Consider the following 23,838-nt stretch of genomic DNA (forward strand, 5'->3'; position numbering starts at 1 on the left):
GGTGATGCTGGCGCTACGTCCGCTGGCCAGAGGAGCCGGGGGAGCCGTCGGCGAGATCATCGATCAGATCGTCCTGCCGCTGCCGCGGCGTCCGCGGGACCGGGCGGAGATGGCCGAGACGCAGCCGCGTCTCGGCCGGGACGGCGTGCCACCGTGAGCTGACCGCGGGCTCCCAGCCTGGCCGGGCCAGCCCGCTCACCAGCCCGGAGAGGATCCGGACCGCGCGCAACGCGTCGTGCGACCGGCCCACGGCCAATTTGCGCGCGGCGAGGACGGTCAACTGGGCCGCGTGCACCGCGGTCCACGACCGGCCCACGTCGTGACGGTGCCGCCGGGCATAGGTGGCTGCCGACCGGCCGAGTTCGGCGTACAGCAGCCCGGACCGCCCGACGGTCTCCCCGCCCACATGAACGACCGGCCAGGCGTCGTCCGCCCAGACGATGCGCCCACCCGCGGCGTGCAACCGGGCGAACAGATCCGTCTCCTCGTAGTACATCCAGTACGACGGGTCGAATCCGCCCAGCCGTAGGAAAATCTCCGAGCGGACGGCGAAGAAGGCGCCGACCGGATAGCGCAGTTCCGGCCACCTCTCCACCGCGGCGATCTCGCCCCGTACCGCCGTGTAGGCGTTCGTCCGCGGGCGCGGCAGGACGGCACTCGCCCGTCCCCGCTCGCCCGCCGTGCCGCGGATCGGGAAGCCGACCACGTCGGCGGACGACGGGGCCCAGGCGAGCAGCTTCGGGATCATCGTCGCGGTGTCGGCAGGGACCGTCACGTCACTGTTGACCACCAGGATCCACTCCGGCCGCAGCCCGTCCTCCAGGGCACGGCGGACAGCGAGGTTCACCGCGGTGCCGTATCCGACGTTCCCGTGCCCCTGGACCACGCGCACACCGTCCGGCAACGCATCATGTCGGGATTTCCCATCATTTTCTACCAGAAACACCCGACATTCCGCCATGGCATCCAGTGTGGTCAGCAACCGGTACAGAGACGTCGATCCCCCGTGAGAAACGACGACCGCCAACAGCCTGTGCATCATCCGCCTTCGGCTAGTACGCCCGCAACGAGCTGCGAAATTTCGGGAAGAATCGGCAAGAAAGGACCACGACTCACACCGAACGAGTACACACGATCGGTCCCGGAACGTCGAGTATTCCCGCCCGCGCGTCTCCTCGCCCACGTCAGAGAGATACGTTCCGGCGGCTGGATGTGCACCGAATGTACCGCAGTACCCGCCGGAGCCAGCATAACCGCTGAGCCAGGACTGTCAGGCATCCTCGTTCCCGGCGCGTCGCGACACCATTCCTCGATATGTTTCCGGGCAAGTGGCGAACCGGGCCCGGTTCGCCACCCGCCCACCGGTCATCGGGGCACCTCCTGGGAGCCTTCGGCCACGCCCCCCGGCTCGGCTACCCCCTCCGGCTTGGTTACCCCCTCCGGCTCGGCCACGGACCGCGGGGCCGGCGGGGTGGTGCGCAGCGACCAGACGATGGCCACGATCAATGTCACCACAATGACACCGAGCGACAGCGCGATCGGCGGGTGCCACACGTCGGTGAGCAACATCTTCACGCCGATGAAGGCCAGGATGAACGCGAGCCCCGTCGCCAGGTGGTGGAAACGTTCCATCAGACCGGAGAGCAGGAAGAACAACGACCGCAGCCCCAGGATGGCCAGGGCGTTGCTCGTGTAGACCAGGAACACCTTGTCGGTCACACCGAGCGCGGCGGGCACCGAGTCGAACGCGAACAGGACGTCGGCGGTCTCGATCACGACGAGGACGGCCAGTAGCGGCGTGGCGACCAGCTTCCCGGCACGCCGAAACACGAAACGCTGCCCCTGATAGTCGTCGGTGACCGGAATGACCTTGCGAAGCAGCGCGACCGCCCTGCTTCGGCCCGGATCCATCTCGACGCCGTCGCCCCGGAGCATCGTGACCGCCGTGTAGAGCAGAAAAGCCCCGAAGACGTAGATGACAAAGCTGAACCGTTCGAGCAGCGCGATGCCGGCCGCGATGAACAGGAAACGGAGCACAAGCGCTCCCAGCACACCGTAGAACAGGACGCGGTGCTGGTAGGCGCGAGGCACCCTGAAATAAGAGAAGATCAGCGCGAAGACGAAGAGGTTGTCGACGGACAGGCTCTTTTCCAGCAGCCACGCGGCGGCGTACTCGCCGGCGGGCCCCGGGCCCTGCCAGGCCCAGATGACACCGGCGAATCCGATGCCCAGCGAGACCCACAGAACGCTCCACCACGCGGCCTCGCGAAAGCCGATGACGTGAGCCCGACGATGTGCCAGCAGGTCGATGGTCAGGAGTGTGAGCAGGACGCCGACGAAGGCGGCCCAAGCCCAGGGGGGCACGTACACAGATGATCTCCAGCGGAGTCGGGTGCCCGCCACGGCGGGCGGTCAGCGCCAGAAGCCGCCGGGATGGGCGGGGCGGACCGTGGTGGCGCGCCCGCGCAGCGGGGCGGTCTCCACCGCCTGCTTCAGCTCCACCGGGCCCACCGTTCCGATCAGGCGAAGGCGACCGTCATCCGGGGCGGCGCCAATGACGGCGACGCAGCCCGCGGCCGGCCGCTCCAGAAGCCGGCCGGTGACGTCCGTCAGCTGCTCGTCCGGACGGGCGGTGGCAACCATCTCCAGCGGAATCATGACCCGGTTGATCCGGGCGAGACCTCGATCGTCCATCGGCACGGCGGCGAGGTCACGCAACAGCGCCACCCCGGCGAGGGATCCGTCGAAGTCCTCGACTCCGAACACCGCCCTCCGCGACGGCAGTACAACCTCGTCCAGCGCGCTTGCGACGGTCGTCCAGGCGGACAACGGCGGCGGCGGCGGGCTCATCACGTCCCGGACGGTCAGACCCTCCAGCGCGACGTAGGTCCGCTGCTGCGCCTGGGCGAACCGGGAGGTGCCCAGCGCCAACCAACCCAGCAGGACAGCCCACAGCGCGACGAACCCGACCAGGAACGACCCGACCAACCCGACGGCGATCAGTGACCAGCCAGTGATCACGCCGGCGCGGGCCGCGGCCTGCTCGGCGCGCGCACGACTGCCAGTGCGGCGCTCCACCCGGGCTGCGATCAGCCGGCCGCCGGAGCTGCGCGGGGAGGGAAGGACGTCAACGAGGGTCACCAGCAGCGCGAAGGTACCCACCCACAGGGCCACCTCGCCGGCCAGTTCCCAGGTGCCGGCGGGTGCCAGGGCACCGAGCACGACAAGCAGGGCCCCGGCGGCAGCGGTGACGAGCAGGCCGGCCCGCGCGATCCGCGCCTCGACCTGGGTGCCGACCTGGGTGCCCGTCCCCGGCGTGGGATCGAGGGCCGCCACGGGCGGCGGCGCGAGATCGATACCGTGGAGTGCCGGCTGGTGGGCGGCCGGGTGAGGGGTTGTCGGGTGAGGGGCGACCGCCACGCCCGCGGAGCGGTCGGGCGCACCGGCCAGGACCAGCCGGCTTCCGAAGGCGCCGAGGGTGATGCCGAGAACGGTCACCCCCGACCGACGGGCCGACCGGGCCCGCATCAGATCGGCGGCCAGCAGGACGCCCACGAGCAAGCCCGCCCCGATCAGACCGCCGGACAGGTAGGCGAATCCGGGCCGGCCGGGCACGGTGGCCGGCAGCGTGATCGCGGAGAGGAGGACAGTGACGATCGCCACCGAGACAGCCAGTCCCGGACGCACCGTGATCGGCGGGAGATGTCCCCGTCGGGTGGCGTCGTGGGTGGTCATGTCCGCTCAGAGCTCCTTTCGCCTTCACCGGGCCGCGGTCACGACCGGGTGTCATACATGCTCAACGCATAGCCTGCCCGTCAACGTCCCGGCAGACACCGCAGGGAGTCCGCGACTTTGCCGACGATTTCGTTGCCGAGGTTCGGCAACATCGAAGTTCGGCAACATCGAGATTCGGAAACTGTCGGAGGCCTGTGGTGTGCTAGAAGCCGTGAGCACAACGTTCGAACGGCCCACCATCGACATCGAGCGGACGCGGGCGCCGTTTCAGGTCGTGTCCGACTTCTCCCCGTCGGGCGACCAGCCTGCCGCCATCGACGAGCTGGCCCGGCGGGTCGGGGCCGGCGAGTCCGACGTCGTCCTCCTCGGCGCCACCGGCACCGGAAAGTCCGCGACCACCGCGTGGCTGGTCGAGCGCCTGCAGCGGCCGACGTTGGTGATGGCTCCGAACAAGACGCTCGCCGCGCAGCTCGCCAACGAGTTCCGGGAGCTGCTGCCGCACAACGCCGTCGAGTACTTCGTCTCGTACTACGACTACTACCAGCCCGAGGCGTACATCGCGCAGACGGACACCTACATCGAGAAGGACTCCTCGATCAACGAGGAGGTGGAGCGGCTACGGCACTCGGCGACGATGAACCTGCTCACCCGTCGGGACGTCGTCGTGGTCGCGAGCGTCAGCTGTATCTACGGCCTCGGCACACCGCAGGAGTACATCGACCGGATGGTGCGGCTGAGGGTCGGCGACGAGATCGAGCGGGACCTGCTGCTGCGCCGCTTCGTTGACGTGCAGTACACCCGCAACGACCTCGCCTTCACCCGCGGGACGTTTCGGGTCCGGGGGGACACGGTGGAGATCTTCCCGGTCTACGAGGAGCTCGCCGTCCGAGTCGAGATGTTCGGCGACGAGATCGAGCGGCTCACCTACCTGCATCCACTGACCGGGGAGGTCGTCAGCGAGGCGGAGGAGATCTACGTCTTCCCGGCCACGCACTACGTCGCCGGGCCGGAGCGGATGGAGCGGGCGATCGCCGGCATCGAGGCGGAGCTCGCCGAGCGGCTGGCCACCATGGAGCGGCAGGGCAGGCTGCTGGAGGCACAGCGGCTGCGGATGCGCACCACCTACGACATCGAGATGATGCGCCAGGTCGGGTTCTGCTCGGGCATCGAGAACTACTCCCGGCACATCGACGGCCGCGAGGCCGGGAGCCCGCCGCACACCCTGCTCGACTACTTCCCCGACGACTTCCTGTTGGTGATCGACGAGTCGCACAACACCGTCCCGCAGATCGGCGGGATGTACGAGGGCGACATGTCCCGCAAGCGCAACCTCGTCGAGCACGGGTTCCGGCTGCCCAGTGCCATGGACAACCGCCCGCTGCGGTGGGAGGAGTTCCTCGAGCGCATCGGCCAGACGGTCTACCTGTCGGCGACCCCGGGCCCCTACGAGCTGGGCCGGTCCGTCGGCGTCGTCGAGCAGATCATCCGGCCTACCGGCCTGCTCGACCCCGAGGTCGTGCTCAAGCCGACGAAGGGGCAGATCGACGATCTCGTCCACGAGATCCGGCTGCGCGCCGAGCGGGACGAACGGGTCCTGGTCACCACGCTGACCAAGAAGATGGCCGAGGATCTCACCGACTACCTGCTCGAACTCGGCATCCGGGTGCGGTACCTGCACAGCGAGGTGGACACCCTGCGCCGGGTGGAGCTGCTCACCGAGCTGCGCCGCGGCGAGTTCGACGTGCTCGTCGGGATCAACCTGCTCCGCGAGGGTCTCGACCTGCCAGAGGTGTCGCTGGTGAGCATCCTCGACGCCGACAAGGAGGGCTTCCTGCGCTCGGACAAGTCACTGATCCAGACGATCGGCCGGGCCGCCCGTAACGTGTCCGGGCAGGTCCACATGTACGCGGATGCGATCACCCCGTCGATGCGCCGCGCCATCGACGAGACGAACCGGCGGCGCGAGAAGCAGATCGCCTACAACACCGAGCGCGGGCTGGATCCCCAGCCCCTGCGCAAGAAGGTCGTCGACATCCTCGACGACATGGTTCGCCAGTCGGCCGACGGCGAGCTGATTGGCGGCGGCGGCCGATCGCAGTCCCGCGGCAAGGCCCCGGTTCCGGGGATGAAGTCGCGCGCCGGCAGGGAGGGCGCCGTCGGCCGGTACGCCGCCGAACTCGCCGGCCTGCCCTCCCACGAACTCGCGCAGCTTATCCGCCAGCTCGACGACCAGATGCACGAGGCGGCGAAGGAGCTGCAGTTCGAGCTGGCCGCCCGGCTGCGCGACGAGATCGCCGAGCTGAAGAAGGAGCTGCGTGGCATGGGCGCCGCCGGCGTGCAGTGATGCCGTGAGCGCCGGCCTGCCACGATCAGCCGGCTGGGGCGGCGGTGTCCGTGCCGCTGGCGGCAGTATCCGTGCCGCTGGCGACGGTCTCGGCCTTGGCGGTGGCCTTGGCGGTGGCCTTGGCGTCGCGGCGGGCCAGCAGGTCCTGCCAGACCTCCTCGATGCGGGCGTCGAGGTCGTCCAGGCTCCCGCCGTTGTCCACCACGATGTCGGCAGCGGCCCGGCGCTGGGAGTCCGTGGCCTGGTTCGCCATCCGCGCCAGCGCCTGGTCGCGGGGCAGGCCGCGGCCCTCGAGGCGGTGCAGCCGCAGCTCCCGCGGCGCCTCGACGACCAGCACCACGTCGTAGGTGCCCTCGGCGTGCACCTCGACGAGCAGCGGGATGTCGTGCACGGCGATTCCGCTCGGTGACACCTCCCCCATGCGCCGCGCCGTCTCCTCGCGGATCAGCGGATGGACGATCGCTTCGAGCCGGCCGCGGGCGGCGGGATCGGCGAACACGATCCGGCCGAGCGCCTCGCGGTCCAGGCCGCCGTCCGCGTTCGCCAGTTCGGTGCCGAACTCCGCCAGGACCGCGGCGAGCCCCGGGGTGCCGGGCGCCACCACGTCCCGGGCGACCTGGTCGGCGTCGATCAGCAAGGCGCCCCGGGCCGCGAGGCACGCTGACACCGCGCTCTTGCCCGAACCAATGCCACCCGTCAGACCTACTGTGAACACATCGCCGAGTCTGCCAGCTCCCGGAGCCAGCCACCCAGCCGGTCCGCCCGGCTGCGCCCTCGCGTACTTGGCAGCTCGCGTACTTGGCAGACTGTGCGGATGGAGGTTGCCCCGGTCGCGCACCGGCTCTGGCCGGCCCTGCTCACCGGCACGCTGCTCGGTCTCGGTGCCCTCGGCCTCGCGCTGGCACCGGCGCTCGCCGGTTCGGCACCGTTGCTGCTCGTTGCGCTGCGACCCACGTGGGCGATCCTGCTGCTGGTCGGCGGCACGGTGCCGTTCGTTCCCGCCCTGCTGATCGCCGCGTTTTTCCGCGGGCTGATCGACGTCGGCTACTTCGGTCTGGCCCGCAACAACATCCGCTCGGTGCTCCTACGGCGCATCAGCACCGGCCGCGTCGTGGCGGCGCTGTCCCGCCGCGGCACCCAGCGCCCGCTGCTGTGGTTCTGCCTGCTGAACACCAACGCGGCGGTGGACGCGGCGCTCGGCGCCGGCGACGTCCCGCTGCGCCGGTTCCTGCGCTTCCTGGTTCCCGGCTCCCTGCTGTCCTCGGCCCTCTACCTGACGGCGGCGCGTGCCGTGACGCCATGGATGCACGGCGTCGTCACCTGGCTCGACGAGAACATGACCTTCCTGATCCTCGGCAGCCTCACGTTGGCGATCATCCAGCTGGGGGCGCGGACGCTCCTGCGCCGTCGGGGTCGGCTCCGCACTGCATCCGGTTCCCCGCCCGGCCCATCGTCCGGCTGGTCGCCCGGCCGGCATCGCGGATAGGGTGGTAACGGAACGTTTCCGGCTAGCCAGAAGAAGGCGGTGGACCGGCACTCTCTGGACATCCTGTGTCGCAGGTAGCAAGGTCGGTGACTCCGGGGTCATCCGCGGCCGTCGACGCCCGCGGGAATCCACCGGCGATCATCTCACGCTACGGAGTCGACGATGCCCTGCCCCCGCCACGCCCTGCCCTGCGCGGTCCCACCCCACATCCTCGAACGCATTGTCCGCAACGGCACCGAGGAGCAGCGTTCCCGGGCCCTGTCCACCCTGCTCCAGGACACCTCTCATCGCACCATCCGGGTGCACAACGCCCTGATGCGCTCGACGCGGCGCGGTGCCGTCCCACCGCGCCCGGCGCCCGAGACCGGCCCGCGGCGTACCGTCAGCGACGCGGGCGGCACCGAGATCCTGCCGGGTGCGATGGTTCGCGAGGAGGGTGGCGCCGCGATCGACGACGCGGCGGTCAACGAGGCCTACGACGGCCTGGGCTCGACGTTCGCGTTCTACTCCGACGTCCTAGGCCGGAGCTCCATCGATGACGAGGGGATGGCTCTGCTCGCCACCGTGCACTACGGCGACCACTACGAGAACGCCTTCTGGAACGGCCGCCAGATGGTGTTCGGCGACGGCGACGGCGAGCTGTTCAAGCGTTTCACGGCGTCGCTCGACATCATCGGTCATGAACTGACCCATGGCGTCACCGAGGACGAGGCGGCGCTGATGTATGTGAACCAGTCCGGCGCGCTCAATGAGTCGATCAGCGACGTCTTCGGTTCCCTGGTGAAGCAGTACGTCCGCGGCCAGACCGCCGAGCAGGCCGACTGGCTGATCGGCGACGAGCTGCTCACAGACGCCGTCCAAGGCGTCGCGCTGCGGTCGATGAAGGCCCCCGGGACCGCCTACGACGATCCGGTACTCGGCGACGACATCCAGCCGGACCACATGGACCGCTACGTCCGGATGACCGCCGACAACGGCGGCGTCCACATCAACTCGGGCATCCCGAACAAGGCGTTCTACCTCGCCGCGACGGCTCTCGGCGGATACGCCTGGGAGAAGGCCGGCCGCATCTGGTACGAGACCCTGCGCGCACCGCAGATCCGGCCGAACACGACGTTCCGTGCATTCGCCTCGGTGACCGTGCACCAGGCCGGCCTGCTGTTCGGTGCGGACGCGCGGAAGGCCGTCTCCGAGGCGTGGCAGGCCGTCGGCATCGTCGTCCGCGTATCCGGGCAGGTCAGCGCAGCCGGGCAGGTCAGCGCAGCCGGGTAATTCGGACCATCACGCCCGGCGACATCGAACGTCACCGCCCGGGACCACCTTGCCCGCCTTCGCGGCCCGGGTCCGCAGCAGCTCGCGGACGCGCTCCGCCGGCAGCGGAGGCGAGATCGCCTCTCCCTGCAGCAGATCGCAGCCGAAGTCGACCATCATCGTCAGGGTCCGTTCGTCCTCGATGCCCTCACCGACGACCCGCAGCCCCAGGCGATGTCCCAGATCGAGCACGGAACGCACGATCGCGGCGTCGGGCAGGCTCCCCCGGACGTCCGTGACGAACCCCCGGTCGATCTTGACCTCGTCAAACGGCAACGTCTTGAGGATCTCCATCGAGCTATACCCGGTGCCGAAGTCGTCGAGGGAGAGCGCCACGCCGTGGGAGCGCAACTGACCCAGCATCGTCGCCGCACGCGCGGGCTGGGTGACCAGGGCGCTCTCGGTGATCTCCAGGGTGAGGACGTCGGGGGCCAGCCGGTGCGCGGCGATCGAGTCCGAGACCACCCGGGGAAGATCGTCGATCACCAGCATCCGGGGGGAGAGATTGACCGACACCGGCAGGTGCAGGCCCCCCGCGTCCCAGGCGGCACACTGCCGCAGTGCCTCGTCGAGAACCCACCGGGTCAGGTCCGCGATCAGGGGGGACCGCTCGGCGATCGGCAGGAACTCGCCGGGGGGGAGCAGCCCACGGCTCGGATGTCGCCACCGCAGCAACGCCTCGGCACCGACGATCCCACCGGTCCGAGCTGACTGGACCGGCTGGTAGTACAGGACGAGCTCGTCGCGGCCGATCGCGGCGCGCAACTGGGCGTTCAACGCGATCTCCTCGGGCCGCACCCCGGCGATGCCGGCATCCCACAGGCCCACGCTCTCCCCGACCCGCTTGGCCCGCAGCAGGGCCGCATCGGCGCAGCTCATCAGGGTGGCCATGGTCGCGCCGTCGCGGGGGGCCACCGCGATGCCCACCGAGGCGTCCACCTCGACGTCGACCCCGCAGACCTGAAAGGGCCCCTGGATCTGGCGGAGGACCCGCCGGCCCAGGGTGCGCCGCCGCCCGGCGGCTATGGCCGCGGGCAGGGGGCCGCGGACGGCCGGCGCGCCCGACGGGCCGAGCGAGACAGGTGAAGCAGATGAGGTGGATGAGGGGGGCGAGGCAGATGAGACGGATGAAGCGGGCGGCGCCGGGATGATCTCGGGCCCGCGGAACACCAGCGCGAACTCGTCCCCGCCGGCCCGACCGACGAACACCGGCCTCGGGGTCAGGGTCGGCAACGTCTCAGCGATCATCCTCAGCAGCTGGTCGCCGCCGAGGTGACCGAGCGCATCGTTGACCTCGTGAAACCGGTTGAGGTCCACCAGGACGAGGACAGCCTCGTTCCCCGCGGCATTGATCTTCGCAACGGCGGACTGCCCGATTTCCATCGTCCCGCCCCGGTTGGCCAGGCGGGTGAGGGGATCGGAACGGTTCTGCAGCAGGCCCTCACGGAACAGGGCCTTCGCCACCGCGCCCACGAGCATGACGGCGGCGATGGTGGAGAACATGGGCGCGGCGGCCTCGGCCAGTCCGCCGTGGGCGGTGACGCCGGCGACGACGGCAGCGCAGACGGCCGCGGTGCCGGCGACGGCCCAGCCGACGGGGACCAGGGCGGCATAGGCGCACAGCACCGGGAACCAGGTCAGGTATGTGTCCGCGTTCCGGCCGGGCGCCGCGCTCGCCAGCGCGAAGGCGAGCGCGGCGGCGAGCGAGGCGACGGCGACGGGCGGAATCCAGCGCCCTCTCGGGTTGGCCACCAGCCCGACGACGGCGTTACCGACCGCGACCACCAGACCCAGCCAGTTTCCCCAGCGCAGATAACCCGGGGAGCCCGGAATGCACCCGGCGAGCAGGAAGAGCACCGCCGCGATCGCAGGGGTGACCACGAGAAAACGCCGACGGCCGGCGAACGTACGCCCGCTGATCAAAAACCGCTTCCTCCCGCACTGACCCGCGATGAGCCCGACCGAACGGACCGAGCGGATCAGGCGGACCGAACAGGGACGAACCGCACCGAACGGGACGTCGCTCCGGGTGTCGCAACGACCCCGCATCCGAGAGATCACGGTGCACGACGGCGACAGGGCCGGGTCAGGCTTCCTTCCAACATAGCCGTCGATCCGGCGTGACCGACATCATAGCCAGCAGCTTCCCGGCACCGATGCAATTTCACGGTTCGGTACAATTCCTCGACTGATACCGGAGACGACGGAAAATCCGGGAAGCCAGCGGAGTAATTCGGCACAAAAATGACATCCGGGTACAGGAACGCTCGGTAACAGGAACACTCAGTAACAGGAACACTCAGTGCGCCGCGTCGTCCCAGGTGCAGCCGGCGCCGACGCTCACGTCGAGCGGCACCGACATGGTGTACGCGGAGGTCATCTCGGCCCGGACCAGCCGCTCGACCGCATCGTGCTCGCCGGGCGCGATCTCGAGGACGAGTTCGTCGTGCACCTGGAGCAGCAGCCGGGAGGCGTACCCCCCGGCACACAGCGCCCGGTCGACCCCCAACATCGCAATCTTGATGATGTCCGCGGCGGAACCCTGGATCGGCGCGTTCAACGCCATCCGCTCGGCCATCTGCCGCCGCTGGGAGTTGTCGCTGGTCAGATCGGGCAGGTAGCGACGGCGGCCGAGGATCGTCTCGGTGTAGCCGTCCTTGCGGGCCCGTTCCACGACCCCACGCAGGAAGTCGCGGACCCCGCCGAACCGGGCGAAGTAGGCGTCCATGTGCTCCCGGGCCTCGTCCGGCGCGATGCCGAGCTGCCCGGCGAGGCCGAACGCGGACAACCCGTAGGCCAGGCCGTACGACATCGCCTTGATCCGCCGGCGCAGCTCCGGGTCGACCTCGGAGACCGGCAGGCCGAACGCCTCGGCGGCCACGAAGGTGTGCAGGTCCTCGCCGGAGCCGAACGCCTCGATGAGGCCCTCGTCACCCGAAAGATGAGCCATGATCCGCATCTCGATCTGCGAGTAGTCCGCCGTCAGCAGCGTCTCGTAGCCCGCGCCGACGACGAAGGCCCGGCGGATCTGGCGCCCCTCGGCCGTCCGGATCGGGATGTTCTGCAGGTTCGGGTCCGCGGAGGAAAGCCGGCCGGTCGCGGCGATCGTCTGGTTGAACGTGGTGTGGATGCGCCCAATATCGTCGATCATGGGGATCAGCGAGTCGACGACCGTCTTGAGGCGGGCCACGTCGCGGTGCCGCAGCAGCACCGGCAGGAGCGGATGGTCGGACTGGACCGCCAGCCAGGCGAGGGCGTCGGCGTCCGTGGTGTAACCGGTCTTGATCTTCTTGGTCTTGGGCAGGCCCAGCTCGTCGAAGAGGATCTGCTGCAGCTGCTTGGGGGAGCCCAGGTTGAACGGCCGGCCGACGATCTCGTGGGCCTGCGCGGCGACCGCGCTGACCTCGCCGCCGTAGTGCTTCTGCAGCTCGGTCAGGTGCTCGGAGTCCACGGCGATGCCGGCCCGCTCCATGCCGGCCAGGACCGTGACCAGCGGGAGTTCGATGTCCCGCAGCAGGGTGGCGGCGGAGCGGCGTTCGAGGTCCGCGTCGAGGGCGTCGGCGAGCTCGAGGCAGGCCCGGGCCCGCACGGCGTCCGCGTGCGCCTGGTCGGCCTCGCCGGAGCCGTCGAGGGTCAGCTGCTGGCCGCCCGGGACGGGGTCGGCGGACAGGTCGCGATGCAGGTACCGGGCGACGAGATCGGCCAGGTCGAAGGACCGCTGGCCGGGCAGAGCCAGATAGGCCGCGAGCGCGGTGTCGCTGGTGACGCCGGCGAGCGGCAGGTCAAGCTCGGTCAGGGCCAGCATCGGCCCCTTCACGTCGTGGGCGGCCTTCGGCTGGTTCGGATCGGCGAGCCAGGCGCCCAGCGCCGCCACGTCCGCGGGGGTGAGCAGCGTCGGGTCGATCCAGGCCGCGGCACCGCCGGCCGCGGCCAGCGCGAGACCGGCGAGCACACCGGTGCCGCGCCCCCAGGTGCCCCGGGCGTGCAGGCCGGTACGGCCGACCCTGTGGGCGTGCTCGGCGAGCCACCGGGCCACCTCGCCCGGCCCGAGCACGGTCAGCTCGATCTCGAACCCCTCGTCGGCGGGAGGCGGCGCGATCGCGAGGGCCGCGTAGAGCCGCTCCCGCAGCACCCGGAATTGCAGCGTGTCGAACAGCTGGTGGACGGCCTCCCGGTCCCAGGGCCGCATCCGCAGGCCGGCGGGGACGACGTCGAGCGGCACGTCACGGGACAGCTCCGTCAGGGAACGGTTGCGGATGACCTCGGACAGGTGGGCGCGCAGCGACGCCCCGGTCTTCCCGCCGATCTCGTCGGCATGGTCGACCAGTTCGGCCAGCGAGCCGAACTGCTGGATCCACTTGGTGGCGGTCTTCTCCCCCACCCCCGGCACCGACGGCAGGTTGTCGGAGGGATCCCCGCGCAGGGCCGCGAAGTCCGGGTACTGCACTGGGGACAGGCCGTACTTCGCCTGCACCTCGTCGGGGGTGAAGCGGACCATGTCACTGATGCCCTTGCGGGTCATCAGCACCGTCACCCGCTCGTCGACCAGCTGCAGCGCGTCACGGTCACCCGTGACGACCAGCACGTCCATCCCCTCGGCCGCGCCCAGGGTCGCGAGCGTGGCGATCACGTCGTCGGCCTCGTATCCCGGCGCGCTGACCCCCGGCACCGCGAGGGCGTCGCACACCTGGTGGATGAGGCTGACCTGGCCGACGAAGTCGGCCGGGGTCTCGCCCCGACCGGCCTTGTACTCGGCGTACTGGGTGTGCCGGAAGGTCGGGGTCGGCAGGTCCCACGCCACGGCGACATGGGTCGGCCGCTCGTCGCGCAGGACGTTGATGAGCATGGAGGTGAATCCGTACACCGCGTTCGTCGGCTGGCCCGTGGTGGTGGAGAAGTTCTCCACCGGCAGCGCGTAGAAGGCACGGTAGGCCAGCGAGTGCCCATCAAGCAGCAACAACCGGGGCGTTGCCGGGGTCGACTTCGCGGGGCTCGATGGCGCGGGACTCGGCGAGGACACGGCCGGGCCGGCCGCAGTGGCCGCAGTGGCCCCAGTGGCCCCAGTGGCGGACGCTGCCGAGCGGCTCCCGGACGGAGACGAGGTGGGGGACGAAGTGGTGACGGACACGCGGCGAGTTTAGGCCGTGGGTCGGACAGTTTCGCCGCGAGCGGGCGGACCGATGCGTCGACCACGTCGCTCCGCCGGCCGGGCAGGTCCGCCGGTTACGGTCTGACGAGGGAGCTGACCGGGCCGAGCACGGCCCGTTTCCCGGCCCGGACCTCGTACACGTAGACCGTCGAGCCCTCGACCTCACCATTCTTCCGGAATCTGATGCGCTTGGTGACGCCAGGAATGTCGACCGAGCCGAACCGGGCGAGCACGGCCTCCCGCGTCGCGCCGCTACCGAGCCGGCGCAGCACCTCGATGACGGCGTTCGTGGCGTCATAAGCCTCGCCGGAATAGGTTCCAGGCCGCGCGTCGGCGTTGATCGTCTTGTAGTCGGCGACGAACCCCGCCGCCGCGGGATCGCTGTTCGGGTCACCGCAGGGGCAGGTCAGCAGCGTTCCCTCGGCGTTGCCGGCACCGGCCTGGTGGATGAGTTGGTCGTCGTTCGCGCCGTCGCCGCTGACGACCTTCCCGGTGTACCCCTTGCTGCGCAGCGCCCTGGTCAGCAACGCGAGTTCCGCATAGTAGCCAGAATAGTACACGGCGTCCGGATTCTCGGCGAGGATCTTCGTGGCCTGGGACGTGTAGTCCTTCGTCGGATTGATGCCGTCGTGGATCACGCGGATGCCACGGCCGGTCAGGGCCTTCTCGAGCGCTCCGGACAAGCCGGTGCCGTATTCGCTCCGGTCGTCGAGAGAGTAGACCTTGTCCGCCTTCACGACCTTGGCAAGGTATTCCGCGGCGGCGGATCCCTGCACGGTGTCCGGTGCGATGACCCGGTAGAAGCTGGTGAACCCGAGATCGGTGAGCGCCGGATTGGTGGCCGACGGGCTGACCGACAGCAGCCCGGCCCCGCTGTAGAGCGGCTCACTCGACTTCGTCGGTCCGGAGAAGACGGGGCCGACGACGCCGATGACCTCCGGATTGTCGATCAGTTTCTGCGCGGCGGTGGGCCCCTGCTCGGCCATACCCTGATCGTCCGAGGCGACCAGGCGCAGCCTGAACGGCAGATCCTTGCGCCGGTTCGCTAGCTCGACAGCGGTCAGCACCCCGTCGTAGGCGTTGATGCCGAGCTGCTGGTTGTCGCCGGAGAGCGGCCCCTGAAAACCGATGGCGTATTCCTTTTTCCCGTCGTCACCGGACGAACCACCGCCGCAGCCGGCAAGGACGGCCGCGGCTGTCAGCACACCCACGGATCCGAGGGCCCCCCACCGCGTCACGCTCGGTCGGGGCACGCCCCCTCGCCGTCCAGGACCCGTCATGACACGCCCTCCCACAGCACATCGCTGCCGCTACCGACACCCTCGGCGTCAGGACCCGGTCCGCCACCGCATCATCGGCAACCGATCGACAGCGGATAGTGACGAAAACGTAACCTTCGGAGGAGTGGAAGGGAAGCGCAACGTGAGCGTGTCGTAACTTGAAGGGGGTTTCGCCGGTGAGTCCGAAAGCAAACGACCCGATCGGAGAAGCGAACGACCCGGCAGAACCCGCAACGGCCCGGTCGGAGGATGTCGGTTGCCGCAGCCGCCGCAGCCATTACGGCAGCCGCCGACACGTCACCGCCGGTCGGTCAGTTCTCCGTCTTCAACGGGACGAATCTGCCGCCGAGTACCGTGTAGAGCACGACCGTGGGCGATCGGGTGTCCCCCCAGCGGTCGAAGGCGACGGAGCCGGTGATCCCCGCGAACGAGCCGCTTCCGATCGCCGTCACGAGGTCGTGTCTGGTGGCCGCGTCCACGGTCGTCCGGCCCGGCAGCACCGTGGCCGCTGCGCGGATGATCGCCCTGGCGGCGTCGTACGCATAGGCCGCGACCGCGGGGATGGCCTCGGCCCGCCGCAGCTCCAGCTCCGCGGCGGGGTCGTTCACCCCGGACGTACCGCGGGTACCGGCGGCCGGGGGCCCGTGGGGCCCCTCCTCCAGGCCCGGCCCCGGTGCCGATACCGGTGCCGAGGTGCCGTGGACCACCCTCGGGGTGGTGGTGGCGCCCCGGCCGGGCGAGGCGGTCTCCGCTGGATCCTCCTGGCTCCGCAGGTCCGCAGGGTCCTCCTGGCCCCGCGGGCCCAGAGTCCCACTCGACCGCCCACTCGCGCCAGGCGATTCCACGCCGCCCGAGGCCCCGGGACGGGTACTGCCCTCGTCATCCGCCGGTCCCCCGAAACGGTCGGAGTAGTCCGCGACGAAGGCACCCGAGGACGGCAGCCGGGTCGGCGGGACCAGCGGACCGATGATCAGATCGCCGTCGGCTGCCGACCTCGCCTCGTCGGTGTAGCGGGGCTGGAGCAACGCGTCCGAACCCACTACCTGGATCGACGTCCCCGCGTCGGCGAGCCGGGCCCGCAGTTTCCCGGCGAAGGCCGCACCCGTCGAGACGTAGACCAGATCGGGGGCGTCCTCCTCGATCGCCCGCGCGGTGTCGGCGATCTCGGATCCGTCCGCTTCGTCCCCCCGGACCTGGTACACCGATGTCACCGACGCGCCGAGAGCGGCGGCGCGCGCCGCGAAGCGGGCGCCCAGGGTCGTGCCGTATCTCGGTTCGCCGTCAACGACGACGATACGCCTGCGGCCGAGCGTCCTGACCGCGTACTCGGCTGCGACCCGGGCCTGGCGCTCGTCCGTTCCGGCCAGGCGGAAGTAGGACGGGAAGGGCCGGGTGCGCGGCCGGGAACCGGAGTCGGTCAGCGTCGGGTCCGCGTTCGACGGGGAGACGACGGGGATGCCAGCGGCGCTCAGCGTGGGCAGGGACACCTTCGCTACGAGTGAGCTCAGCGGCCCGACCACGCCGATGACATGATTGTTCGCCACGAAGGCGTCCACGGCCTGCGCTCCCCCGTCCGGACGGGACAGGTCGTCGTGGGCGGACAGCTCGATGCGCCAGCCCGGGACGGCCCCGGACTTGTTGGCCTCGTCGACCGCGAGCGCGACGGCGTTGCGCGCGCTCACCCCGTCCGTGGAGAGATCCCCGGACAGCGGCGCCATCACACCGAGGGTGGCGACCCGGGTGACGCCGGTGGCGGCTCTGGCGCCAGCGCCGCCACCGGCGTCATCGCCTGCGCCGAGGCTGGCGGCCAGCGTGAGCCCCAGGACCGAGGGCACCGCGAGGACCAGGACGGCGAGAGCCGCAAGCGCCACGCGTCCGCGACCGGTGCGCGATCTGGCCCGGGTCCACCGCCCGATCGAACCGGTCATCGACGCGAGAGACGTCCGCGACGAATCGCTCACCCGGCCTCCGGGATCACGGACACGAAGGTCACGGACGCGAAGGTCACGGACACGGAGGTCACGAGCCCGGCAACGCCTCACCCGACAGCACGGCCTCGGCGACCGCCCGCATCGTCCGGCGCTGGTTCATCGAGGTGCGCTGGATCCAGCGGAAGGCATCCGGCTCGGTCATGCCGTGCTCGGTCTGCAGCACGCCCTTGGCCCGCTCGATGATCTTCCTGGCCTCCAGGCGCCCCTGCAGGTCCTCCACCTCGGCCTCAAGGCTCACGATCTCGGTGAAGCGGCTCATCGCCATCTCGATCGTGGGCAGCAGGTCCTTCTTCTGGAACGGCTTGACCACGTAGGCCATGGCGCCGGCCTCACGGGCACGTTCCACCAGCTCCCGCTGGCTGAAGGCGGTGAGGATGACGACGGGAGCGATACGGTCCTTGGCGATCTTCGCACCGGCCTCGATGCCGTCCATCCTCGGCATCTTCACATCGAGGATGCACAGGTCGGGGCGGAGCTTGCCGGCGAGGTTGACGGCCATCTCGCCGTCGCCCGCCTCCCCGACCACCTCATAGCCCTCCTCCTGGAGCATCTCCCTGAGGTCGAGCCGGATCAGCGCTTCGTCCTCGGCGATCAGAACCCGGCGCGGGTTCGAGGAGGGGTGGCTCATCGAGTCGGACTCCTGGTCTCGGAGGTGCGTCCCTAGTGTGGCAGGACGGACGATCGGGGGGCCGTCCCGCCCCGGACACGGAGGGCGGGAGGTCGAAACGCACCCTACCCGGATAGAGTCTTCAAGGAGCGGTTCCGGCCAGGTTCGACGGCGATCTCCTCGCCCTCGTCCCGCCCGGTTCCTCCGCCCGTTCCACTTGCGCCAACTCGCCCCTGTTCCGTCTGATCCAACACGCTCCACCCGCCGGCCCCGGTACTCCAACGGCAGAGAGACGGTGCTCAAACCACCGACAGTGTGGGTTCGAATCCCACCCGGGGTACCAGATAGATCGTTTTCGAACCTTGGTCACGGTCAAGCCTTGGCCACGACCAAGATCCCCAACAGGGTCCAGATCGTGGCCGAGGCTTGTGTCCGCGGCCAGACCGGGCTTGTCACTGTCCCAGCCCGGCTCATGCCCGGCGCGGCCACCACCCCCGGCCACCGCCCGCCGAAACGCCTCTCCTGTCAGCGTGGCGTAGGGCTCGCGGAGGCGTACGCCGGTTACGACCGCCTCGTCCTCTTCGACCTCTGCCAAGAGCTTCGTGAAGAAAGCCTGGTTACTCATGCGCTGCACCTGCGGTCCGGACAGCTGGTACAGCTCGCCGCACCCGCCGACGAGTGTCAAGCTCCGTCCGCAGCCCCGCGCGGATTTTCTCCTGTTCATCCTCGTTAAGACGCACGCCAGCATAGAAACGCTCAACGGGCGCTTCCTGCCGACACCGTCGACGAAGGCGCGTCAGTGGTGGTGGCCGTGCCGACCGAGGGTCTCCACGGGGGTCGCGCCGGGGCGGGTCCACTGCGGCACGGGGCGGCTGGTCGGGCCCCAGGTGGCGTTCCCGTCCGCGTCCGAGCGCCAGAACCAGCACGAGCTGCGCCCCTCGGGCCAGGCCTCGGGGTTGTCCTCCCATGCCTCGCCGCGGCCGTAGGGCGTCATGTCGAGCAGGCCGAGGGACCCGTTGACCGGCTCGTTGCCACGGCCCGTCGTGGAGTAGGTGAGGAACACGCGGTCGCCGTCGCGCAGGAAGCAGGTGATGTAACCCATGCTGCCGCCGACCGGCCCGTCCACGTCGCGCACCGAGTACCAGGGCTGGGTGTAGCCCATGAACTCAACGTAGGAGGCCACCTCGTCCCAACGGCCCGTGGTCAGGATGGCGAACGAGACGCCGCGGGCGTTGAGGTAGACGGCGTCCTTCAGGTGCCAGGCCGTAGTGGTGCAGCCCTCGCACTGCCCCTGGTGCGGCGCGCCGTCATACCACATGTGCTTGTAGACCACTAGCTCGTCGCGGCCCTGGAACAAGTCCAGGAACGGGACCGGGCCGTCGGGCCCGACGACCTCGACCGTCCCGTCGAGCTCCACCATCGGCAGCCGGCGGCGGGCCGCGGCGAGGGCGTCGCCCTCGCGGGTGTGGGCCTTCTCGCGGACCAGAAGCTCGTCACGGGCGGTCTGCCAGGCAGTCAGGTCAACGACGGGCGGGCGGCCAGGCAGCGCTGTGGCCGGGCCGTCCGGTGTGGTCGTCATGGTCTCCTCCGTGGTGTCTCGTGCCGGGCGGCGTCCTACGACGTCCTACGACGGTCGCCAGAACAGACTCGCGACCCGGCCGGAACGCATCGCGGCAGGGGGCGGCGCGGAACGTGCTTTGGCAACTGGCAAACTGAGGATCGAGCAACGGCGCCGTGAGGAGGCAGGGTGACCGCGAATACCGGCGGGGGACCACTTTCCCATCTGCCCGTCGCAGGCGCGGACGTCGAGATCTGGGGGATCAACGACTTCCTCGCTGCCGACGAGCGGCGCCCGACCAGTTTCATCACCAATTTCGGTAACTGGCAGGTGCCCGACCCGGTCGCTGCTGCCCTCGCGTCGAGGGTCGCGCACCTGGAATGGTTCCACGACACGGGGGAACTAGTCGCGATCGGTGACGTTCCCCATCGAGGGGCGGCGACCGTCGAGATCCCGCGCGTCGAAGGAGCGGTCGGGGAGCTGGCTGACATGGTCGCCGGTCCGTTCGGCAGCGGCGGCATATCGTTCCGGACCGCCGACGGCGCGGTTCGCGAGTTCCCCGAGATGGTTGTCTCCGAAGGCACCCGCGTCGCGGTGCTGGCGGTCATCAAACAGGGCCCGCGGGTGCACGGGGTGCTGTGGGACTGGCACCGCTGGCACCGTCGCCCCGAAGGATGGGCCTGGCTGGAAGAGCGCCTGCTCAGCACCCGCCGCACGACAGGCGGCAACGACTGATCAGGGACCGGGACAGTTAACCGGTCGCTGCGGCGTGCCTTCTGCTCCTCTCACTCCTCGGGCACGGGCGGACGGCCGTGACGGCGTGGTGGGTGCGCGCGGAACAGGACGATCTGCGTAGCCGTAGGCGGAATCGCTCCAGCCGGGCACACGTTTGATCAGGCGCTCACTGTATGGGCATCGACGCGGACCGTGAAGGATGTCCGCGATCCTGCTCAGTCCCACCGCCGCGCTATGACCGGTTGGGCGAGGCCACCGGGCATCAGTGCTCTGCTTGGCCGGGACCTTCGCACCGGTGGATGCTGCCCCCGCTGGGGACCACTGAGGAGCACAAGGCGTGGAGGCCCGGGCCGGATCTTGGCCGGTCACGGCGAAGAGGAGACGAAGGGAACTATGCGGATGCTGCCTCCCGCGACGCGGCGGCAACGTCGGCTCCCGAGGCAGCGGCAACGTCGGATCCCGAGGCAGCGGCAACGTCGGATCCCGAGGCGGCGGCGTTTGCGGGTCATCGCCGTAAGTGAATCCGAGGAGGCATTTCGCCATGCGGGTTGTTGTTGTGTACGAGTCGATGTTCGGGAACACGAGGCAGATTGGCCAGGCGATTGCGGATGGCATCGGCCCGCTCCATGAGGTAGTCGTCATCCCGGTGCGTGACGCAAATCCTGAGGTGATCAGCGGTGCCGACGTCGTCGTCGTGGGCGGTCCCACGCATGTGCACGGCATGAGCCGTCCGGCCAGCCGTACGTCGGCCGGCGAGATCGCTCGGAAGCCACCGAGCGGTGTGGCGCTCGAGCCCGGCGCAGAAGGCCCCGGACTGCGGGAATGGTTCGCCCGCTGCGGCGTGATCGAGGGGTATGCGGCAGCGTTCGATACGCGCGCACACGGGCCCTCGATCTTGACTGGCCGGGCGTCAAAGCGCATTCACCGGCTGCTGCGCCGGCACGGAGCGCGACAGGTTTGCCCGCCGGAGAGCTTCTTCGTGACGAAGGACAACGCACTCGCACCAGGGGAGATCGACCGCGCGCGCCGGTGGGGCGAACACCTGTCGCACGTGGCCACAGAGCCGGCGAGGACCGAGTTTCCGGTCTGACCGGAGCCATGGATCAACGGCGAGCGGTAGTGGTCGAGCGGTTCGCGGTCACCGGCGTACAGCCCTCGGCCCGCCCGGGCGTTGCGCGTAAGCATTCAGGCATCTTGTAGATCTTGTTATGGGTAGGCACGTCTGGATATCTGGATGTTGCGCGGCCTGACGGGTTCAGACCTGCCCTGGCCCGGATGGTGTGCTACGGCTTGCGGGCAACACCGCCGTAGATGCTGACCCGCGCGTCGGTCAGCTCCTCGACGGCGCTGCCGTCGGCCCGCCAGCGGTGAACGACCTGAACCCCGGGGTCGACCAGCTCCAACCCGTCGAAGAAACGTTCGACTTCGGATCGGCTGCGGGGCTGCACCGACATCCCCTTCTGCCGGTAGGCTTCCGCCGCCCGTTCCGCGTCCGGATCATAATCTCCGGTGCCGTGGGTGAGGACAAGATAGCTCCCCGACGGCAACGCGTCGAGGAGCCGACGCACGATCCCGTAGGGATCATCCGCGTCGGGGATGAAATGGAAGATCGCGACGACGGACAGGGCGATCGGCCGAGTGAGGTCAAGAGTGCTGTGCAGCTGCGGGGCAGCGCGGATCCCGTCAGGGTCGCGCAGGTCGGCGTCGAGGTAGGCGGTGCGCCCCTGCGGGGTGCTGGTCAGCAACGCGCGGGCGTGGGTGAGCACGATCGGGTCGCATGGTGTCGGGTAGTGTGCACGGTGCAAGGGGCCGTGATCCGCACCGACAGCGAGGATGGGGCAGTGGGCGAGCTAGGCGCAGGGTTCGTGAGGGTGTCCACCGGTAGTCAGGACGAGATTTCGCAGATTAAGATTCTTACCGAGGAATCCGCTGTACGCGGGATTACGATCGTCAAGTGGTTTAAGCTTCACGGGTACTCCGCTAGTGGTGGCGCTCAGGAACCGGCTTTGCGTGAGGCGATCGCTGATATTCAGCGTCGGGCGTACACGACTCTCATGGTTACCGAGTCGTCGCGACTTGACCGCCGTGACGATCTTGACGCGCAGGCGGAGATCCTGCTCGGTATTCGGGCGGCGGGTGGTGACATCATCTCGGTTGCCGAACCGCAGTTCGGCCGGACGGATTTCGCCGGTCGTATTGTTACCCTCGTGGCTCAGCACGCGAATGCGGAGAAGTCCAAGACGGTCAAGCAGACCACATATCGCGGCATCTCTATGATCATCGCGAATGGTGCGCATCACGGGCCGCTGCCGATGCTGTGGGCGACGCGAGGAGAGCGTTACGGGAAGCAGGCGTACTGCACCGACGCGACGTCGGTGCGGGACATTTTCGAGCGTGTCGCCGGTCGTGAGTCGTTGCAGTCCATTGCCCGTGCTTACGACGTGTACCCGCAGTCGATTAAGAATCTTGTGCGTTTCGCTGCGAATCATACCGGGGTGGTGGAGTGCCGGTATACGTATGAGGGTGTGTCCGAGACGTGGGCGCATGCGGTTACCCCGGTGGTCGACTCGCCGTTGTGGTGGCGCGCGAACAACGTCCTTTCCGCGAACCTGACGGACGCTAGGGGCAATAAGGGTGGGCGCCCGGTGGCCCGGCCCGTCAATTGGCTGTCCGGCGTGCTGGCCTGCCCGTCGTGTGGCGAACGGCTGCATGTCAACGCCGGGTACACACCGGCCGGAAACCCGCGTACTCCGAAGCTGCGCTGTGGTGGGACCGCCAAGCAGCGGAAAGCGTGCGGGGTCTTCAAAGGTTGCGACGCGTCCAGTGTGATCGACGTCATCGATTCGATGTTGTCCGCCGACGCGACCCCCATACTCGCATTCCAGCGGGTGGCCGGCAACGCTCACGAGCTTGACGAGATGCGAGCAGAGTACGTCAAGATCAAAAGCCGTATAGCTGTCGAGGAAGATGACGACAAACTAGAGGAGTTGGTCGCCGATCGAAAGGCTCTACGGGCGGTCATAGACACGTTTGAGATTGTTCCGGACGTGTACGACTACGCGGAGACCGGGCAGACGGTCGCCCACATGTGGGCGACCGCCGACACCGACGTAAAGCGGGGTATGGTCCGCGCCATTAAGGACTCGTGGGGGCTGGCACTTACCCAGCATGGTGGGGAGTGGGGACTCACGATTGGTGCCGGCTTCACGGACGCTAGCGGCACGGACGGAATAGTTGACCTTGGTAATGGGCTGTGCTTCCGCTGGGAAAGCGGTGCGCGGATCGGGAGTTGAACCTCTCCTATGCGCCGCTAGGCGGCTTGCTTTGGGCGGGAAGGACAAGAACTGTCCTTCCCGCCTTTAAGTGTTTGAGCACGGTAGGGAGGCTGAACTCCCGCGCCGAGAGAATGACGACGATCTCACCTCGCGGGAGCGCAGCGCGAACGCTGTGAGCCTCCCGGATTTCATCCGCCGGATTGTGGTTGGGTGACCGTGGCAATGGTGTGTCGCTAGCGTCCGGATCGGGGGACACTGCGAGTCTTCTTTCCGGTGGGCAGGCGTGCCGTGGTGGCCCTCGTCGGCCGGGACCGGTGCGTACCGGCGGGCGGGGCGACGAGGGTGGGCAGGCGTGCCGTGGTGGCCC

The 23,838-nt window shown here is 69.3% G+C and carries 16 protein-coding genes, 1 tRNA gene and 1 pseudogene; 7 read left to right on the forward strand and 11 right to left on the reverse strand.

Features of this window, described 5'->3' with window-relative positions:
* Positions 1-13 precede the first annotated feature (13 nt).
* The 3 genes from BMG523DRAFT_RS15930 to BMG523DRAFT_RS15940 form a co-directional block, all read right to left on the reverse strand.
* Positions 14-1,039, reverse strand: a complete 1,026-nt coding sequence (locus tag BMG523DRAFT_RS15930) for a glycosyltransferase family 2 protein (protein WP_023841696.1) — start codon at positions 1,037-1,039, stop codon at positions 14-16.
* Positions 1,040-1,365: 326 nt separating this feature from the next.
* Positions 1,366-2,370, reverse strand: coding sequence for a TerC family protein (locus tag BMG523DRAFT_RS15935; protein WP_043591473.1), 1,005 nt, complete (start codon positions 2,368-2,370; stop codon positions 1,366-1,368).
* 42 nt (positions 2,371-2,412) lie between these two features.
* On the reverse strand, positions 2,413-3,735 hold the full coding sequence (locus tag BMG523DRAFT_RS15940; protein WP_011436066.1) for an alanine and leucine rich protein: 1,323 nt from the start codon (positions 3,733-3,735) through the stop codon (positions 2,413-2,415).
* Between the two features lie 211 nt (positions 3,736-3,946).
* Between BMG523DRAFT_RS15940 and uvrB the strand changes: the two genes are divergently transcribed.
* Complete coding sequence (gene uvrB / locus BMG523DRAFT_RS15945; RefSeq protein WP_035941897.1) at positions 3,947-6,079, forward strand: excinuclease ABC subunit UvrB; 2,133 nt, start codon at positions 3,947-3,949, stop codon at positions 6,077-6,079.
* 25 nt (positions 6,080-6,104) lie between these two features.
* On the opposite strand, the gene coaE is transcribed toward uvrB, so the two are convergent.
* Complete coding sequence (gene coaE / locus BMG523DRAFT_RS15950; RefSeq protein WP_011436064.1) at positions 6,105-6,794, reverse strand: dephospho-CoA kinase; 690 nt, start codon at positions 6,792-6,794, stop codon at positions 6,105-6,107.
* Between the two features lie 99 nt (positions 6,795-6,893).
* On the opposite strand from coaE, the gene BMG523DRAFT_RS15955 reads away from it, so the two are divergent.
* Positions 6,894-7,565, forward strand: a complete 672-nt coding sequence (locus tag BMG523DRAFT_RS15955; RefSeq protein ID WP_011436063.1) for a hypothetical protein — start codon at positions 6,894-6,896, stop codon at positions 7,563-7,565.
* 162 nt (positions 7,566-7,727) lie between these two features.
* On the forward strand, positions 7,728-8,837 hold the full coding sequence (locus BMG523DRAFT_RS15960; protein ID WP_043591475.1) for a M4 family metallopeptidase: 1,110 nt from the start codon (positions 7,728-7,730) through the stop codon (positions 8,835-8,837).
* 9 nt (positions 8,838-8,846) lie between these two features.
* Here the strand turns inward: BMG523DRAFT_RS15960 and BMG523DRAFT_RS15965 are convergent, their stop codons facing one another.
* The 5 genes from BMG523DRAFT_RS15965 to BMG523DRAFT_RS15985 form a co-directional block, all read right to left on the reverse strand.
* Positions 8,847-10,799 (reverse strand): bifunctional diguanylate cyclase/phosphodiesterase, encoded by a 1,953-nt coding sequence (locus BMG523DRAFT_RS15965; RefSeq protein ID WP_023841699.1) that lies wholly within the window; start codon positions 10,797-10,799, stop codon positions 8,847-8,849.
* Between the two features lie 376 nt (positions 10,800-11,175).
* A complete protein-coding gene (gene polA / locus BMG523DRAFT_RS15970; RefSeq protein WP_023841700.1) occupies positions 11,176-13,896 on the reverse strand; it encodes a DNA polymerase I in 2,721 nt (906 codons plus the stop codon).
* A gap of 203 nt (positions 13,897-14,099) precedes the next feature.
* Positions 14,100-15,227: a branched-chain amino acid ABC transporter substrate-binding protein gene (locus BMG523DRAFT_RS15975; RefSeq protein WP_235463182.1), complete on the reverse strand. Its 1,128-nt coding sequence runs from the start codon at positions 15,225-15,227 to the stop codon at positions 14,100-14,102.
* A 389-nt stretch (positions 15,228-15,616) separates the two neighbouring features.
* On the reverse strand, positions 15,617-17,176 hold the full coding sequence (locus BMG523DRAFT_RS15980) for a branched-chain amino acid ABC transporter substrate-binding protein (RefSeq protein WP_235186897.1): 1,560 nt from the start codon (positions 17,174-17,176) through the stop codon (positions 15,617-15,619).
* A gap of 148 nt (positions 17,177-17,324) precedes the next feature.
* On the reverse strand, positions 17,325-17,924 hold the full coding sequence (locus BMG523DRAFT_RS15985; protein WP_011436057.1) for an ANTAR domain-containing response regulator: 600 nt from the start codon (positions 17,922-17,924) through the stop codon (positions 17,325-17,327).
* 246 nt (positions 17,925-18,170) lie between these two features.
* On the opposite strand from BMG523DRAFT_RS15985, the gene BMG523DRAFT_RS15990 reads away from it, so the two are divergent.
* A tRNA-Leu gene (locus BMG523DRAFT_RS15990) sits at positions 18,171-18,246 on the forward strand.
* Between the two features lie 453 nt (positions 18,247-18,699).
* Here the strand turns inward: BMG523DRAFT_RS15990 and BMG523DRAFT_RS15995 are convergent.
* On the reverse strand, positions 18,700-19,482 hold the full coding sequence (locus BMG523DRAFT_RS15995) for a DUF899 domain-containing protein (RefSeq protein ID WP_011436056.1): 783 nt from the start codon (positions 19,480-19,482) through the stop codon (positions 18,700-18,702).
* A gap of 168 nt (positions 19,483-19,650) precedes the next feature.
* On the opposite strand from BMG523DRAFT_RS15995, the gene BMG523DRAFT_RS16000 reads away from it, so the two are divergent.
* Both BMG523DRAFT_RS16000 and BMG523DRAFT_RS16005 read left to right on the forward strand, forming a co-directional pair.
* Positions 19,651-20,196 carry a hypothetical protein gene (locus BMG523DRAFT_RS16000; protein WP_011436055.1) on the forward strand — a complete coding sequence of 182 codons (546 nt, stop codon included), beginning with the start codon at positions 19,651-19,653 and terminating at the stop codon, positions 20,194-20,196.
* 541 nt (positions 20,197-20,737) lie between these two features.
* Positions 20,738-21,286, forward strand: a complete 549-nt coding sequence (locus BMG523DRAFT_RS16005) for a flavodoxin family protein (RefSeq protein ID WP_011436054.1) — start codon at positions 20,738-20,740, stop codon at positions 21,284-21,286.
* A 193-nt stretch (positions 21,287-21,479) separates the two neighbouring features.
* Here BMG523DRAFT_RS16005 and BMG523DRAFT_RS16010 read toward each other — a convergent pair.
* A pseudogene (locus tag BMG523DRAFT_RS16010) lies at positions 21,480-21,971 on the reverse strand (SAM-dependent methyltransferase); the annotation flags it as partial.
* Positions 21,972-22,037: 66 nt separating this feature from the next.
* Here BMG523DRAFT_RS16010 and BMG523DRAFT_RS16015 point away from each other — a divergent pair.
* A complete protein-coding gene (locus BMG523DRAFT_RS16015) occupies positions 22,038-23,489 on the forward strand; it encodes a recombinase family protein (protein ID WP_043591481.1) in 1,452 nt (483 codons plus the stop codon).
* The last annotated feature ends 349 nt before the right edge of the window (positions 23,490-23,838 follow it).

Origin of the sequence: Frankia sp. BMG5.23, from assembly GCF_000685765.2 — a bacterium.
GTDB lineage: Bacteria > Actinomycetota > Actinomycetes > Frankiales > Frankiaceae > Frankia > Frankia casuarinae.

Excerpts from the sequence above, each read along its gene's own strand:
- BMG523DRAFT_RS15955 (WP_011436063.1), top strand. The coding sequence starts at position 6,894 with ATGGAGGTTGCCCCGGTCGCGCACCGGCTCTGGCCGGCCCTGCTCACC.
- BMG523DRAFT_RS16005 (WP_011436054.1), top strand. The coding sequence starts at position 20,738 with ATGCGGGTTGTTGTTGTGTACGAGTCGATGTTCGGGAACACGAGGCAG.
- BMG523DRAFT_RS15940 (WP_011436066.1), bottom strand. The coding sequence starts at position 3,735 with ATGACCACCCACGACGCCACCCGACGGGGACATCTCCCGCCGATCACG.
- BMG523DRAFT_RS15960 (WP_043591475.1), top strand. The coding sequence starts at position 7,728 with ATGCCCTGCCCCCGCCACGCCCTGCCCTGCGCGGTCCCACCCCACATC.
- BMG523DRAFT_RS15995 (WP_011436056.1), bottom strand. The coding sequence starts at position 19,482 with ATGACGACCACACCGGACGGCCCGGCCACAGCGCTGCCTGGCCGCCCG.
- BMG523DRAFT_RS15985 (WP_011436057.1), bottom strand. The coding sequence starts at position 17,924 with ATGAGCCACCCCTCCTCGAACCCGCGCCGGGTTCTGATCGCCGAGGAC.
- BMG523DRAFT_RS15930 (WP_023841696.1), bottom strand. The coding sequence starts at position 1,039 with ATGCACAGGCTGTTGGCGGTCGTCGTTTCTCACGGGGGATCGACGTCT.